At 57.4% G+C, this 15,754-nt stretch carries 14 protein-coding genes; 8 read left to right on the plus strand and 6 right to left on the minus strand.

Annotated elements, in window-relative coordinates; all coding sequences use genetic code 11:
• The first annotated feature begins 148 nt into the window (after positions 1 to 148).
• The 7 genes from J2X72_RS09595 (at position 149) to J2X72_RS09625 (ending at position 8,213) form a co-directional block, all read left to right on the plus strand.
• Complete coding sequence (locus J2X72_RS09595; RefSeq protein WP_310071240.1) at positions 149 to 517, plus strand: hypothetical protein; 369 nt, start codon at positions 149 to 151, stop codon at positions 515 to 517.
• 250 nt (positions 518 to 767) lie between these two features.
• Positions 768 to 1,559 carry a glycoside hydrolase family 16 protein gene (locus J2X72_RS09600; RefSeq protein WP_405044683.1) on the plus strand — a complete coding sequence of 264 codons (792 nt, stop codon included), beginning with the start codon at positions 768 to 770 and terminating at the stop codon, positions 1,557 to 1,559.
• 147 nt (positions 1,560 to 1,706) lie between these two features.
• Entirely contained in the window at positions 1,707 to 2,882 is a 1,176-nt protein-coding gene (locus tag J2X72_RS09605; RefSeq protein ID WP_310071244.1) for a glycosyltransferase, read from the plus strand.
• Between the two features lie 50 nt (positions 2,883 to 2,932).
• Positions 2,933 to 3,937: a glycosyltransferase family 2 protein gene (locus J2X72_RS09610; RefSeq protein ID WP_405044684.1), complete on the plus strand. Its 1,005-nt coding sequence runs from the start codon at positions 2,933 to 2,935 to the stop codon at positions 3,935 to 3,937.
• Positions 3,937 to 4,911 carry a glycosyltransferase family 2 protein gene (locus tag J2X72_RS09615; protein ID WP_310071250.1) on the plus strand — a complete coding sequence of 325 codons (975 nt, stop codon included), beginning with the start codon at positions 3,937 to 3,939 and terminating at the stop codon, positions 4,909 to 4,911. Before J2X72_RS09610 ends, J2X72_RS09615 begins: the two co-directional genes overlap by 1 nt.
• On the plus strand, positions 4,901 to 5,830 hold the full coding sequence (locus tag J2X72_RS09620; protein ID WP_310071253.1) for a glycosyltransferase family 2 protein: 930 nt from the start codon (positions 4,901 to 4,903) through the stop codon (positions 5,828 to 5,830). Before J2X72_RS09615 ends, J2X72_RS09620 begins: the two co-directional genes overlap by 11 nt.
• Before the next feature lie 52 nt (positions 5,831 to 5,882).
• A complete protein-coding gene (locus J2X72_RS09625) occupies positions 5,883 to 8,213 on the plus strand; it encodes a polysaccharide biosynthesis tyrosine autokinase (RefSeq protein WP_310071256.1) in 2,331 nt (776 codons plus the stop codon).
• Between the two features lie 3 nt (positions 8,214 to 8,216).
• Here J2X72_RS09625 and J2X72_RS09630 read toward each other — a convergent pair whose 3' ends face one another.
• The 4 genes from J2X72_RS09630 to J2X72_RS09645 all read right to left on the minus strand — a co-directional run bounded on the left by J2X72_RS09630 (position 8,217) and on the right by J2X72_RS09645 (position 12,814).
• A complete protein-coding gene (locus J2X72_RS09630) occupies positions 8,217 to 8,993 on the minus strand; it encodes a metallophosphoesterase (RefSeq protein ID WP_310071258.1) in 777 nt (258 codons plus the stop codon).
• Between the two features lie 272 nt (positions 8,994 to 9,265).
• Complete coding sequence (locus J2X72_RS09635) at positions 9,266 to 11,281, minus strand: acyltransferase family protein (RefSeq protein ID WP_310071260.1); 2,016 nt, start codon at positions 11,279 to 11,281, stop codon at positions 9,266 to 9,268.
• A 114-nt stretch (positions 11,282 to 11,395) separates the two neighbouring features.
• A complete protein-coding gene (locus J2X72_RS09640; protein ID WP_310071263.1) occupies positions 11,396 to 12,130 on the minus strand; it encodes a TylF/MycF/NovP-related O-methyltransferase in 735 nt (244 codons plus the stop codon).
• Positions 12,131 to 12,331: 201 nt separating this feature from the next.
• Entirely contained in the window at positions 12,332 to 12,814 is a 483-nt protein-coding gene (locus tag J2X72_RS09645; protein ID WP_310072178.1) for an SH3 domain-containing protein, read from the minus strand.
• Between the two features lie 248 nt (positions 12,815 to 13,062).
• Between J2X72_RS09645 and J2X72_RS09650 the strand changes: the two genes are divergently transcribed.
• The gene (locus J2X72_RS09650; protein WP_209999733.1) at positions 13,063 to 14,064 is read left to right on the plus strand and encodes a D-glycerate dehydrogenase; all 1,002 of its coding nucleotides are present in this window, start codon (positions 13,063 to 13,065) and stop codon (positions 14,062 to 14,064) included.
• Between the two features lie 12 nt (positions 14,065 to 14,076).
• On the opposite strand, the gene J2X72_RS09655 is transcribed toward J2X72_RS09650, so the two are convergent.
• Both J2X72_RS09655 and J2X72_RS09660 read right to left on the minus strand, forming a co-directional pair.
• Positions 14,077 to 14,499: an aconitase X swivel domain-containing protein gene (locus tag J2X72_RS09655; protein ID WP_310071265.1), complete on the minus strand. Its 423-nt coding sequence runs from the start codon at positions 14,497 to 14,499 to the stop codon at positions 14,077 to 14,079.
• Entirely contained in the window at positions 14,496 to 15,752 is a 1,257-nt protein-coding gene (locus tag J2X72_RS09660) for an aconitase X catalytic domain-containing protein (RefSeq protein WP_310071266.1), read from the minus strand. Before J2X72_RS09660 ends, J2X72_RS09655 begins: the two co-directional genes overlap by 4 nt.
• Positions 15,753 to 15,754: the final 2 nt, after the last annotated feature.

Below are 15,754 nucleotides of genomic sequence, written 5' to 3' on the forward strand. Positions count from 1 at the left end.
AAAGGGTTAAGCCTATGTCAGATACAGGCGGTTTCGTTATCTGGCTTGACAGGATCGCAACCGGAAACAACCATTGTGTAACAAGTTTTGTCTACGACTCTGCTATGTGGTCGAAGGCGCGTTTGCGCCTTGGGAAATGGGGTGAAAGATGGCACTATTCCGCTTCCGGACAAGAAATCCCGAGAGAGATCGTCTGTCGGACGCCACACGTTTCCAGAGTATCAAGCGGGCGATAAGAGATGTCGTTGTCGAGACTGAACGTGAGCGCGACGGCTTTCGCCGCCGCTATGACGACGCTTCGGTCAATGCGGCATTTTCCTTCGAAAACATGGAAAACGAGGGCGAAACGGAAAAGGTGTCTGCGCAGGTGGATAATCTGACGCAGGCACTGACAAGGTTTTCCCAACGCATCGATTTCCTGGAAAAACAGATGGCGTTCATGCAAGAAATGGACGAGGCCATAACCGCGTTTGAAAATGCGAATGGCCTTGGCCACATGGAACCGAAGCCCGATTGACGTGCCGTTCCCGACAGGGCGAATGCGACCTTAAAAAGGCAAAGTTTGCGTGCTGCGATCGGCGACGCCCAGTTAACTCATTGAATTTTAATTAGAAAGACATCGTTTTTTTCAGTTTTTTACGTGGTTGACAGTCGTCACGGCGCGTTGTGAAATGATGCAGTGCAGCAAAGATATTGTGCACCCTTAAGATTATGTCCAACTTCGGCTTCTGGCTGATGCGCCTTTTCCCACAAAGAAAGGAAGATCGATGGTCGCCCCGATTTCATCCCGGATAGCATTCGCCAGCATAGCGCTTGGCCTTGGCATGACACCGGTTCTGGCATTTGCCCAAGAGAAGCAGCCAGGAAAATCCTTCGTCGAAAACTTTGACAGCCTGGACAAGAAGCGCTGGTACGTTTCGGATGGCTGGTCAAATGGCGCTCACCAGAATTGCACGTGGTCCAAGGGGCAGGTGGGGCTCAAGGACAACACCTTGACCCTCGGCTTTGCGCCGCAAAAAACCAAGGATCGCGACTATGTGTGTGGCGAGATCCAGACCAATGAGCGCTTCAGCTACGGTACTTATGAAGCCCGAATCAAGGCTGCGGCGGGTTCGGGGTTCAACACCAGCTTTTTCGCCTATATCGGGCCCCAGCAAAAGCAGCCATGGGACGAAATCGACTTCGAGTTTCTTGGAAAGGACCCCTCCAGGGTTCAGTTGAACACCTATGTCAACGGCAAGGGCGGACACGAGAAACTGGTCGCGGTGCCTGAAGGCGCAGACAGCAAGTACAATGATTATGCCTTCGTCTGGGAAAAGGATCGTCTGCGCTACTATGTGAATGGCCAACTGGTGCACACCGTCACCGATCCTTCGGCGCTGCCCACCCACCCACAGAAGATATTTTTGAGCCTTTGGGCCAGCGACAAGATGAAATCCTGGCTGGGAGCTTTCAGTATGCCCGGCACACCGGTTTCGGCCCAGTTTGGCCGCGTGGCGTTTACTGCACTGGGTGAGGCTTGCCAATTTCCTGAATCAGTTGCGTGTTCGCTGGATTGATTTTTTCGATGACAACATATCTACGCCCAATTCATTACCATAATGTCGCAAGGCTCATTATGGAATTTGCTGCAGTGAAGCAAAAATGTTGCACTGCAGTAAAAGCCATACTAAGTTGCCTGTGCAGATCAATTGTGGGATGACCTCATGCTGCATGTCCTGTATCTCGTACATGATCTGTCCGACCCTGCGGTCCGGCGCCGCGTGATCATGATGCAAGCTGGCGGCGCGACCGTCACTCTGGCCGGTTTCAGACGAAGCCGCGAACCGATCAGTGAGATTGCGTCGATCGCTCCGATCGATCTAGGCAGAACGAGTGACGGCAAGTTTACCCAACGCGTCGCCGCTGTTGCGCGCGCTGCGTGGACACTCGGCTCGATGCTCAAGGGCGTACCGAGACCGGATCTGATCATCGGACGCAACCTGGAAATGCTGGCACTGGCCAATAGGGCGAAGGCCTTTTTTCCCGGCGACGTGCCAATTGTCTACGAATGCCTGGATATTCATCGGCTGCTTTTGCGGCGGGATGTGACAGGCAAGGCGCTGCGCTTCGTCGAACGAACGCTCAGTAATAATGCACAGCTTCTGATCACGTCTTCACCCGCATTCGTCAGGCAATATTTCGCACCTTTTGGCCAGATCAGCTTGCCGGTCGAAGTGGTGGAGAACAAGGTTCTGGAACTCGGACCTCAGGAATCGGGGGCTATCAGCCGTGCGGGCAAGTCCAAAGACGAGCCTTGGAAGATCGGTTGGTTTGGTGCCCTGCGGTGCCGAACGTCGCTGGAGCTCCTGTCTGCATTCTCACGCAAGTTGGAGGGCCGCGTTGAAATCGTTCTGAGGGGGCGCCCCGCCTACTCGGAGTTCGATGATTTCGACCGTTTCGTTGCCGATGAACCCTTTATGCAATTTCATGGCGCCTATGCAAACCCGGAAGATCTTCAGAGGATCTACGATGAGGTGCATTTCTCATGGGCGATCGATTTCTACGAGGCCGGACAAAATTCCAACTGGCTCCTGCCCAACAGGCTTTATGAAGGATGTCGCTATGGCTCGGTGCCGATAGCGATGCAGGGGACCGAAACCTCGCTGTTTCTGCAGGAACGCGGCATCGGTTTTTCCCTTGGCGAACCGACGGTCGAGGCTCTCGCAGCCCTGTTCGATGAATTGGATACCGTTCGTTACGAACGCGCCCGTGAAAAAGTCAAAGCGCAGGAACGTGCGACCTGGGTGTTCGACGAGAGCGATTGCCGCACACTGGTGGAACGTCTTGGGCGGCTCACACATGCAAACGGTCAGGGCGCCGTACTTCAGGTTGCAGCTTGATCAGCGGGAATGCCGGATCGGCAAAAATGAGAACAGGAGAAATGACGTTAATGCCAAGCGCTACAAAAGCGGATTTTGCCGGCCGTTGCATTGTTGTTGTACCCTGCCTCAACGAGGCCGAGCACATTGGCGCGCTTCTTGAAAAACTGGGCGCGGAAGCCCGGCGTTTCGACTTGAAGATCATCGTTGCCGACGGCGGCAGCAGCGACGGAACGCAGCAGATCGTTGCGGAAATAATGCGGAACGATCCTCGTGTCATTCTCCTGCACAATGAGAAACGCATCCAGAGCGCCGCAATCAATCTGGCGGTAGCGACCTATGGCGACGGCCACGACTATCTCATCCGCATCGATGCGCATGGAAAATACCCGGACGATTATTGCGAGAAGCTCCTCAATGAAGCGGCAGCTACGGGAGCCGATTCCGTCGTCGTCGGCATGGCGACCGAGGGGTTCGGGACCTTTCAGAAGGCGACGGCCCTCGCCCAAAACTCCAAGCTCGGCAATGGTGGCGCGCGGCATCGCCATGGCGCAAAAGGCCACTGGACCGATCATGGCCATCATGCCCTGATGCGCATTTCGATGTTCCGCGAGGTTGGCGGTTACGACGAGGGCTTTACACATAACGAGGATGCCGAGCTTGATTGCCGGCTGAAGGCTGCCGGTGCACGCATATGGATGACGGACAAGACCTTCATGGTCTACTATCCGCGATCATCGGCATCGGCCCTGTTCAAGCAGTATCTTGGCTATGGGAGAGGCAGGGCAAAAAACCTCCTGAAACATCGGATGATTCCGAAGGTTCGTCAGGCGCTTCCCCTTATGGTCCTTCCCGTCGTCGCCGGCGTTTTTCTCGCCGCCCTCAACTGGTGGGCGGCGGTACCGGCTGCGCTATGGATGGGAATCTGCCTCGGCTATGGCGTGTGGCTGGCCATCGGCGAACGCAATCCTTACGGTCCCTTGGCGTCCGTATCAGCGATGATCATGCATCTCGCCTGGTCTACGGGCTTTTGGCTGCAACTGTTTGATTCCCGCAGACGGGGGGATACGCCCTGATGACTGGCTCGAGCAATCAATCCGGTACAGGCGAAACCTGGATCGACGTTTGTATCTGCACGTATCGTCGCGAGGAGCTGAGGGCGACCCTGCTGTCACTCAGCCGAATGAACCTGCCAGAAAAATGCCGCATGCGCGTTATCGTCGCCGACAATGATGTCGAGCCGAGCGCCAGAGACAGGGTGGCCAATATCGCGGCGGAACTCCCCTTCGAAGTGCGCTATATCCATAGCCCGGCTGCGAACATATCATTGGCGCGCAATGCCTGTCTCGACGCCAGCTCCGGTGATTATGTTGCCTTCATCGACGATGATGAAACGGCGTCGGAGGGCTGGATAGACAATCTATTGACCACGGCACGCGATACGAATGCCGATGCCGTACTCGGACCTGTGCAAGCGACCTATGCAAGCGATGCGCCGAGCTGGATGAGCAGGGGCGATTTCCATTCGACGTTTCCGGTATGGGTAGGCGGAGAAATTCTCACCGGCTATACATGCAACGTCCTTCTGCGCCGCTCTTCGACATGCATCGGAAACCGGCGTTTCAGTTTGGCGCTGGGACGAAGCGGCGGTGAAGATACGCAATATTTCTCGGAAATTCACGGAGCGGGCGGCAGGATTTCCTATGCGCCGCAAGCCTGGGTTTTCGAACCTGTGCCACAGGGCCGGGCCAAATTTTCGTGGCTTTGCAAACGGCGCTTTCGCGTCGGTCAGACGCATGGGCGGATGCTCAGAAGCGGATCAGCCGGCATGAAACGTGTCGCACAGATGGCGCTTGCGGGTGCAAAGGCGACTTTTTGCCTGTCCATGGCGCTCGCGACGGCCTTTTCTGCTACTCGGCGCAACCGATGGTTCCTGCGCGGCATTATGCATGTGGGTGTCGTCAGCGGCCTGATAGGCATCCGCGAGATAGAACAATATGGAGAGGGAGCGATGGTGCCAGCGAGGAGAGACAAATCCCGTGCAGCCTGATGTCACCTTCATTATCGCCGCTTATAACGCCGCGGACACGATCGAGCGCGCAATAGAAAGCGCGCTGGAACAGCGCGCTGTGAGCGTGGAAATCATTGTCGTCGACGACAGGTCCACCGACAACACCGCTGCGATTGCCGGTTCGTTGTCCGACGAGCGGGTGCGCGTCGTGACTCTGGAGAGAAATAGTGGTCCCGGCTGCGCTCGCAACGCCGCTCTTGCCCTGGCGAAGGGCCGCTGGATTGCGGTGCTCGATTCCGATGACACCGTCTTTCCCGACCGTATCGCAGCGATGATAACCCGTGCGGAGAGCAGCGGGGCGCAAGCCGCCGTGGACAATATCGAAGTGATAAAGGACGGCGAGACAAAGGGCGAGACGATGTTTCCCGTCCACTACCTTGCGAAAATCCACGAGATTACGCTGGCGGATTTTATCGCTTCGAACCGCGTTTTCGCGGCGACCTTCAATTTCGGCTACATGAAGCCGATTTTTGAGCGCCGGTTCGTCGAGATGCATGGTCTGCGTTACGAAGAGAACCTGCGCATCGGCGAAGATTATATCTTCCTCGCCTCCATTCTGGCGAAGGGCGGAAAATGCGCAGTGGAGCCATCGGTCGGATACGCCTACCGTGTGCGTCCTGGCTCTATTTCGCGTGTTCTCGAAACGCATCACATCATCGCCATGTTAGAGGCGGACAAGACGTTCTTGGCAAAGTTCGAACTCGGTGCTGAGGCTAAGGCTGCCCAAGCGCGACGGACGCGCAGCCTGGAGGAGGCGAAATCCTTCCTCTCTCTCGTCGGTCATATTAAACGCAGATCGATCAGCGGGATTATCGAGGTGGTGTTGAAAGACCCCGTGGCACTTCGCCATCTCTCTATGCCTATCGGAATACGTCTCAGGCGCTTGATCCCGTCCTAAAGGCAGGCAAGCCCAGTCAATTTTTTATACGAACGCAACAATCGGCGGTAACATGCATCAAGGCAATCAACTTTTTAATGTTCGGCTGGCGGGAAGCCCGGAAGGGCAAGCCCACGCCGACAATTTTATTGATCTCGAGCACTTGATGACGATCGCCCGGCGGCAGGCCAAGACAGTCGCCATAACCGCTGGAGTGGGTCTGCTACTCGGCATCATTTACATCGTCGCTGCCAAACCAGGATATACGGCCGCGACCAGCATTTTGCTCGACGACAATCTCGGCAAATTCGCTGATGAACCTTCACCAGCACCGGCCAATGCGCAGACAGACACCACGATTCTCAGCCAGATCGCGATTCTGAAGTCGGCTGAGCTGGCGGAAAAGGTGGTAAGAAAGGAGAAGCTTGACCAGAACGATGGGTTTATGAACCCGCCGCGCTCCATTTTCGCAACCGCCATTTCCACAATGCGGTCCATCGTCGGGCTTTTTAGCAGTAGCAAACCAGCCAATACGGATGGCCTGTCCGCTGCGGATCTGAAGATCGAATATGCGGCTTCGCTCCTGCAGTCCAATGTCGATGTCCAAAGGCAAGGACGTAGCTTCGTCATCGATCTGACCTATACGTCAGACGACGCGGAACTCGCCGGAAGAATTGCGAAGGCCTATGCAGACGTCTATCTCTCGGATCAGCTCGACGCCAACTTCGATGCGACGCAAAGGGCGACAGTCTGGCTTCAGGGCCGATTGAATGAACTGAAGGAAAGTTCACAGGCAGCTGCCCTAGAGACCGAGCGCTTCCGGGCCGCCAATGGTCTGACGGCGGCAAAGGGAGCGCTGGTTTCCGAGCAGCAACTCTCTGATATCAATAGCCAGTTGATCCTTGCCCAGGCGGACACCGCTCGGGCGCGAGCCCTCTACAATCAATATAAGTCGATTTTGGCCTCGGGTCCCGAGGGCGCTGTCAACAATGCCGCTGTTGTATCGGACCAGAGCGGCACCTCGGTGATAGGAACCCTGAGAGCGCGTTATCTGACGATCACCAAGCGCGAGCAGGAAATCGTCAGCCGGTTCGGCAAGGATCATCCGCAAGCCGTCAGTCTGCGCACTGAGGAGCAGGACGTTTCCCGACAGATTTTCCAGGAACTCCAGCAAATAACCGAAAGCTACCGCAATCAGTATGAGGCTGCGCAGTCACGCGAGACATCCCTGCGGGAAGGTTTGGAAAATGCCACCGGAAAAACGTCCGTGGCGAATGAGGCGCTGGTCCATTTGCGGGATCTGGAGCAGAATGCTCAAGCACTGACCAATCTCTATCAAACCTATCTCGGCCGTTATCAGGAAGCGTCACAGCAGCAGTCCTTCCCGATCGCCAAGGCGCGCGTGATCTCGGTTGCATCGACGCCGACGGACCCATCGAGCCCGAAGAAGAAACTCGCCCTCGCAGCCTCCCTGCTGCTCGGCCTTTTTGCCGGCGCTGGTATCGGCGCGTGGCGTGAATACCGTGAGCGCTTTTTCCGGGTTGGTGAAGATGTACGTTCGCTTCTTGGCGTCAAGTTCCTTGGCTTTGTGCCAAAACTTGAAGGTATAACAGAGGCCAAGAGAACGCCCGTGGCATTGGAGGGGCAGCCTGCGCCGCCTGCTCGTACCAATATAATCCGCTTGGCTGTCGATAACCCGTCGTCGCAATTCGCCGAAACATTGCGGAATGTCAAAATCGCTGCGGACGTGGTGCTGCAAGGCAAGGAAAGCAAGGTCATCGGTGTCGTCTCCGTTTTGCCGCACGAAGGCAAAACCACGATTGCTGCCAATTTTGCCGGATTGCTGGCGGCAAAGGGGGCCAAGACGCTCCTCATCGATGGCGATCTGCGCAATCCGGGGCTGTCCCGCGCCTTGTCGCTTTCAACGCAACGAGGGCTCGTGAAAGCGGTCATGGATGGTCAGCCATGGCAAAATTCCGTCAAGGTCGAGAACAAGACCAAGCTGGCAATCATTCCAACGGTGCTTCACCGGAATTTGCGTCACACCAGCGAGATTCTCTCAAGCCAGGGTATGAAGAAACTGCTGGATGAAGCGCGCACTGTGTTCGACTATATTGTCGTCGATCTTCCACCTCTTGGCCCGGTCGTTGATGCCAAGGCCTTCGCTCCGATGGCCGATGGCTTCGTCATGGTGGCAGAGTGGGGTGTCACGCCGCGGGCGCTCGTCAAGACCATACTGCAGTCGGAGACCGAAATCGCGCCGAAGATCCTTGGACTGGTCCTCAACAAGGTCGATATGAAGCGGCTTGCGAAGTACAGCTCTTACGGAAGTTCCGAGCATTTCATGGAGCGATACTCAAGCTACTATCTGGATACGCCGCGAGTGACTCCGACCAAAACCTAGCCTTCACGTCGTGAACACGCGGCCCTTCTTCTGCCAGAGCCGCAAAGCACTCAGTTTGCCGGTGGAGAATGCCCCGGTATCGAGATTGAAACGCCTTCCTTCCTGACGCGGGGTCTCTATCGGCGTGTGGCCGTGAACAACCCACTGTCGGAGCAGATGGGCGTTTTCGAAGAACTCGCTGCGGATGGAAACAAGGTCGTCATCGGTCTGATCCTTCAGCGAAAGGGTGGGCCTTATACCAGCGTGTGCGAACAGGTAGCTTCCGGCGTTGATCATGATGGGCAAGGATCGCAGAAACTGTTTGTGCCGGTGGGGAATCGAAGCGCGGATGGTTTCATCGAGCATTTGGGGAGTGCGGTGGATCACCCTCAGACGCTCCACGTCAATGCCGTAGGAAAGCAATGTCGAGTTGGCTCCCATATGCCACCAGCCCGACAGGGACATCCGTTTTTCCAGATAGTCGAGCATGGCCATATCGTGATTGCCGGTCAGGCAGATGCGCTGGAAATCGGCATGCGGCTTGTGGAGCAGGTGCTCGATAACCTGGGCGGAGGCAGGCCCGCGATCGACATAGTCCCCCAGCATGATGATGAGCTTTTTGCAGGGCAACCCAGCAGCGTCTTCGGTGATCTTGCTTTCCAGTTCCAGCAGCTGATCGTAGCAGCCGTGCACATCGCCGATCGTGTAAACGGCCGTCGCTGAGATATCGATTGAAAGACGGCGTCTGGCAATGCGCGGCGCAGGCCTGTCGGACCTCAACAACCCAAAAAGTGTCTTCAATACCGGTTCCCCGCTCATTAGGTCCTGACCCTTAGCCAGCTATTACGATACGTATAAGCGAGTGTGGTGTCCAAGCTGGATATGTCATCGTGGTTTTCAATAAATATGACGCTGAAAACAATGGCTTATAACGAATAAACGCGTTCAAATGCAATCTCTCCGGACAGGCGGCACGAGATGCATCATTCGTAGAGTTAATTGGCTATTTTGGGGCGGGCCGAAAGGCTTGGGGCGGCCGTGGGTACCATCGCCGCCCCGACAAGCTGTTCCGTTTAAAGGTTTTTCTCACTGGCAGGCTGAGATCTCACGGCACCTGCCATCGCCGGTTTCAAGATTGCGCGTTCGAGTGGCCCCGCCAAGGATTCGGCGTAGGCCGTGGCAATGTGATGACGATCCCGGAACATCAACTTTCCATCAATTGTGGCGTGGCACAGTGTGTCGCTGCAGAAGAAGGATGTCATATCGACATATGATGCATTCTGGATGCTGCTCACGATGCCTTTTTCAATTTTTGCATCACCCTCATTGAGCGCCGCCGAGCGCGGCGTATCGCAAATCGACGGGTCTCTGCCTTGCCAGAGAGCGCGCGCCACACACTTGTCCAAATACGCTTTGTGGGTCGGGACATCGCGCAGGAAAACGACCTTGATGCCTGCGTCGACAAGCGGCTGTATCGTTGACTTTATCCCGTCGGCCCATTGACGCCTGCGCGGCGACAGTTCGGACGAGTCACTGATCTCCTCATTGAGATGACTTATCGAAAGCTGCGAGATTATGACGAGCTGAGGCCTCATTGCGATCATTTCCTTGATCGCCAAATCTCTCCACTGATCGCACTCGGTGTAGTCGCGTTTGAGTTTGATGGACCATGTGGTAACCCGCGTCGCCCGGCACGATGATTTGAGGTACGTAACAAGGCGGATATCGTCTTTCTTGGCGATATCGATGAGAGGCGTCGACCAGTGATCGGCATGTGAGTCACCGAAAAGCACGATCGTCTGACTGGAAGATTGCGACCCGAATGTGCAAGGCTTCGGCTTGACCGTCTCGAGATCCAGGACGCAGCTTTCATCCGTTGCGCGCACCGTGGACGGACGTTCCGCTGTTTCGGCAATCATACGTTGCTGCGAAGTGATGTTGTGCTTTGCAAGCGTCGCACTCGCGTAGCCAACCGTGACGCCAGTCATCGTCAGCAGCGCGGCGAAGGCGAGGGAACGGCGGGTGCTCGCCATAAGCCATGGGTTCCTGCGTATCGGATTTTCGACGAAACGGTAGCTGAAAATCGACAATGCAAGGGTCAGAAGCATGAGCAGGATACGTTGTATGCTGGTCAGATCGGGTACGAGCATCGCCGCATAGACGATCACCGGCCAATGCCAGAGGTAGAGCGAATAGGACAGCTTCCCAACCCACTGAGCGGGCTTGACCGCGAGAAGGGCTTTTGGACCATAGGCACTTTGATGCACCCCGCCAAGCAATACCATCGCAGTTCCCATCGCGGGAACCAGTGCAACAAAGCCGGGAAAGGCATCCTGCTCGGATAGGCGCACATAGGCTAAGGCGATCAATGCGAGGCCAATCCAGCCCATCGCCGGCGAATAGGGAAACCGCTTGGCCCAATTGTTCAACAACGCCATGGAGGCAAGGCCCCCGATCGCAAATTCCCAAGCCCGGAGAGGTGAAAAATAGAACGCCCAAGGCTGTGAAACGGCGGTCAGCCACGCGCAAAGCGCAAATGAAATCGCGGCTGCGGCTGCCATCAGCAGAAACACGCCATATTTACCCGGACGTATCCGCGTGAACAGCAGGAGAAGCGCGGGCCAGGCAAGGTAGAACTGTTCCTCGACCGACAGCGACCAGAAATGGATAAACGGGTTGTTCGTGGCGTCGACAGCGAAATAGTCGAGAGACCAACGGATGAGCCAAAGGTTGATTATATAGGTTGAGGCGAACAGTGCTCCCTTGGAATAAAGCTGCTGCTCGGACGGCGCGAGGATAAAATATCCGGCCACGAGAGTAACAAGGATGACGAAAAGCGAGGCTGGAAGCAGGCGGCGTGCCCGCCGCGCATAGAACGTCCAGAGATTGACCGAGCCGTGCTTGGCGATTTCCTGCTGGAGATGCTGGGTAATGAGATAGCCGGATATGACAAAGAAGATATCGACGCCGACAAAACCTCCAGGCAGTCCAGAATAGCCGAAGTGGAAGGCGATCACTCCGGACACTGCCAGGGCGCGCAGCCCTTCAATGTCCGGGCGGAATATTTTTGATGCGGTGACGGCGCTCATGGGCTTGTCGAAACTCCCAATCGGGAAATGTTCTACCGGGCAGCATAGGTCAATTTTGACGCGTTGCAACAATTTTTGCTGCGACGCAATATTTATCCCGGCGGAAGGGGATGGTCAGGCGCTAGTGCCCGTCCGGCGAAGGATGACGTTTTCTCCGTCATCAAAAGTGAAATCCCCACGCTGGCGCAGGAATTCATCCGTTGCGGTCCGGCATCCGCCGTAGTCGTGGTAGTCATCGATCAAAATGACACCGTTCTGGCTCAACCGGTCCGCTACCTTGTTCAGGCAATACATGACCGGATCGTACCAGTCGCAATCGATATGGGCGAAAGCCATTCGTTCCATCTTGGCGTTCGGCATGGTGTTTTCGAACAGCCCCTTGTGCAAATCAACGTCGGAGCTGTCCACATCGAGGCCATACTTGGCAAAAGACCGGCAGACATCGTCATAGAGATTGTCGCGATATCCGTAATATTCGTCGCCGCCGAGCCCCGAAGACTTTCCGCTCGCGATCTTCTCGTAGCGATCCTTCGATTTCACGTCGTCCTTTTCCGAAGTCGGAGGAGGGATCATGCCGAAAACGTCGAAGCCGTGGAAGCTCCGCCCTTGGGTTTTCGCCGTCGTGGCGAGGACGATTGCGCTTCCGCCAAGGGCAACGCCGAATTCCGCCACATCGCCGGGCACCCTCCGCTTCTGGATCTCACTCAACGCGCCTTCAAGGCGCCTCAGCTTCCGTGATGACAGGTATGTGAGCCGGTCCCGCCGGACCGATCGTGCCGTGTTGCTCAAAAGGGATTCGTCAATCACACGGCGGGCACGCCCGATAATAGCATTAAAGGCTCTAGCCATTACGTTCTCCTTCAGGGTGGCCCCAGTGCTCGAATCGTCTGCTCGCAACCGCACGAATAGCAATCGGTTGTGGTGATTGCATGACGGCAGGTCCACGGTTGCTAGCGAAAGAGTCGGGCCGAAGTTTGACCCTCGGTCCGCAAAGGGGAACGTTGAGGCGAAATGAGCCGATGGCGACGTTGTGCCGCCCCTTCCCGACGTCTAGTCGTCGAATTTCTCGTCCGGGTAGGCGCCCCAGATGTCCGACTGACGCATCCAGCCGCTGGCGCCACTGAATATGACGCGGCAATAATCTCCATTGCAGGTCTTGAGGCTTCCCAGAACGCCGGGCTGCACTTTGGCGACGACGCTCGCCTTATCGTCGGCACTGCGATAGACGTTCAGCATCACGCCATCCTTGTCGCGTTGCCAAGGCGCGGTCATTGCCGTGCGCTTGCCAGACAGCAGCGACTGATAGACCCAACCCTCCGTGCCCTCCGAATCCCGGATGCGCCGCCAATTGTCATATTCCTGCACGATCTCTACCGGGAGTCCGGATTTGAGAAACAGCCAGGTCACCGCGTAATCGCGGCCGGGCCCCACGCGCAAATTGACGCGCCCCGGCTTCAGGCTGACGAAACGCGGCAGCGGCAGGCCGCTCGGGCCAATCTGCGCCGCAGCGGCGGCTCGTGCGAGCGCCGGCATGCCGAGTGGAGTTGCCAGAACGATTGCAGCGGCCAAAGCAAAAAGGCGAAAATTTCGAATATTCAACAAGTCAGTCCTTCATCGTTCGGGGTTTGCAACCGCCAAATTGCGGCCGAATGGCGAACGATCCCTATTTTTCTTTGTCTTCTGTACGCCGCCTTGATAGACAGGTGCAGAACGCCACGAGCAATTGCAGTTTGCAATGACTTGGTTAAAGAGGTCTCAATGCGTCGCGAATTGGGAGGGGAATATTGGTGAGCAAAAAGCCTCTGGTCGTCATCACCCGCAAACTGCCGGATTCCGTCGAGACGCGCATGCGCGAACTCTTCGAAGCGCGGCTTAACGTCGATGACCGGCGGCTGACGAGAGCGGAGCTGATCGACGCTGTCAGCCACGCCAACGTTCTTGTGCCGACCATTACCGACCATATCACCGAAGAGATTATCAGCGCCGCCGGCCCCAACCTCAAGCTCATCGCCAATTTCGGCAATGGCACCGACAATATCGACGTCGTGGCCGCCGCCAAACGTGGCATCACCGTTACAAACACACCCAACGTGCTGACCGAAGACACGGCGGACATGACCATGGCCTTGATGCTGGCCGTTCCGCGGCGCCTCGTCGAGGGGGCATCGATCCTGCTCGACGATGGTAAATGGGAAGGTTGGGGACCGACGTGGATGCTTGGCCGCCGTATCTGGGGCAAGCGCCTCGGCATTGTGGGCATGGGCCGGATCGGCACTGCTGTCGCCCGCCGTGCCAAGGCGTTCGGTCTGTCGATTCATTATCACAACCGCAAGCCCGTGAGCCCCAAGACCGAAGACGAACTTGAGGCGACCTATTGGGAGAGTCTCGATCAGATGCTTGCCCGTATGGATATCATTTCGGTCAATTGTCCTTCAACACCCGCGACGTTCCATCTCCTCTCCGCCCGGCGCATCGCGCTGATGCAGCCGACGGCGTTTGTCGTCAACACCGCACGCGGTCAGATCATCGATGAGCACGCGCTGATTGAGCAGCTGGAACACGGCAAACTTTCGGGCGCGGCCCTTGACGTGTTCGAGCACGAGCCCGCGGTCAACTCCAAGCTGCGCAAGCTTGCCAGGCAAGGCAAAGTCGTGATCCTGCCGCATATGGGTTCGGCAACGCTCGAAGGCCGCATCGACATGGGCGAAAAGGTGATCATCAACATCCGCGCCTTCATCGATGGGCATCGCCCGCCCGACCGGGTCCTGCCGCGAGACCGGTGACATCCACCCCTGCTATATCTCCCCCGCGAGGGGGGAGATAAGAACGGAGCCATCGCTGCCAATTGCTAGCTTTGCATCCACGAACTCGCCAAATTCAGCGCGATCCAGGCGTAGTGCCGTCGGCGTTGCGTGGCCCATTTCCTGGGCAACGATGAGCCCCAGCAAGAGGATTGCGTCGGGTTCATGCAGGACGAGCGCGGCTGGTGCGAGGCCTGCGCTCACCAGCTCGAGCAGCACGGCCGCGGCGGAAGAAGAGCCGATCGTGCCGGGGAGGCACAGCACCTTGCCGCTGATCGACACGCCATGCTGCGGATGGCGCACATCCGCAATCAGCCCGGTCATTGGATTGACGCCGCCCCAGAAGCTGATCGGCGCGGTGAGCACAAGGGCGTGCCCTTCGGCCGGTTGACCCGCGACGAGGACTTCCGCCTTCATGCTGCGGCCTCAAATACCGGGCGGCCGAGAACGGCGCTTTCCACGCATTCGGCCATCGAGCCATAGATGACGCCATAGCCGGTATTGCCTGGCGCATAATGCGCGAATTTGCCGGAATTGGTCATCAGCACCGCGCCTGCGATATCCGGCAAGATCGGCGTGACCACCACGCAGGTGTCGGCGACGATGACGACGCCCGAGGCTTCCAGGACCTTGCGGCGGCCATTTTTCTCCAGCACGGCAAGCGTATGACGGCCGGTGCAGGCATAAAGCGTAACCTTGAGCCTACGCTTGCCGATCAACGCTTCGAGCCGGTCGAACTCCGCGATTGAGAGATGCGGGCTTCCAATGGCGACGGCGTCGATACGATCCATGTCAAGCGCGGTCGAGAGGCGGCGTCGTGAATCCGCAATCATCTCGGCCGTGACTTTGATCACGGCCTCTGGTGGCTGGTGGTGCAGGGCGGTTGCAAGGTCCGGCGCTTCCGGCGTGACTCCCGCCACATGGAACAGGCCGACAGCGCCGGCCGAAGCGGAAGCCGCGCCGAATGCCTTCAATGCATCTTCGCCGGGGTGGGCGGCGATGCCTGCAACGACGCCGACCGCATCGCCGATCTCCCGGCCGTAAAGACTGCCGAGGATCGGCCAGGCGACCTCCGAGCCGAGGAATGCCGGATCGAGACCGGACACGTCGAAAACTACTGTAGCGCGGCGGTTTTCCGGCCGGTGCAGGCCGTAATAGGGCGCAAAGCCGGATATGGCGCAGGCGATATCGAGGAAATCGCCATAACGGTTGGTGCGTGCGCCGAGCACGGAATTGCAGAAAACCACGGCATTGCTCTCGCCCCAGGCAACGTCGCTGCCGAGCGCCGGGCGGTGCCCGGCCTGATAGGGCGCGCAGGTCCAGCTTGGTTCGCAGCCGAGCGTGCGATAGGCATCCATCATGCGCCGCGCCATGCCGTGCTCATGGGATGGCAGGCGGTTCTTCGAGCAACCGGTGAGATCGAGCGAGCCGACATTCAGCGTTGCGCGCACCGCAACCTTGCCGCCGCCGAGGACCAGCTGTTCCGCAAACAACGTGCCGCTATCGCCATGATAGAGCGCGCCGTCGATATGCGCCGAGGCGATCGGGATGAGGGATGGCGCACCCATCAGCCGTGCAGTGGCGGCGACGATGCGCATCGCCATCGCGGCACCTTCCCCGTGCGCGCCATTGGCAATCGCCTGCTGTCCGGCGGAAAGCGCGAGGGCCATCG

Origin of the sequence: Phyllobacterium sp. 1468 (assembly GCF_031455525.1) — a bacterium.
Lineage (GTDB): Bacteria > Pseudomonadota > Alphaproteobacteria > Rhizobiales > Rhizobiaceae > Phyllobacterium.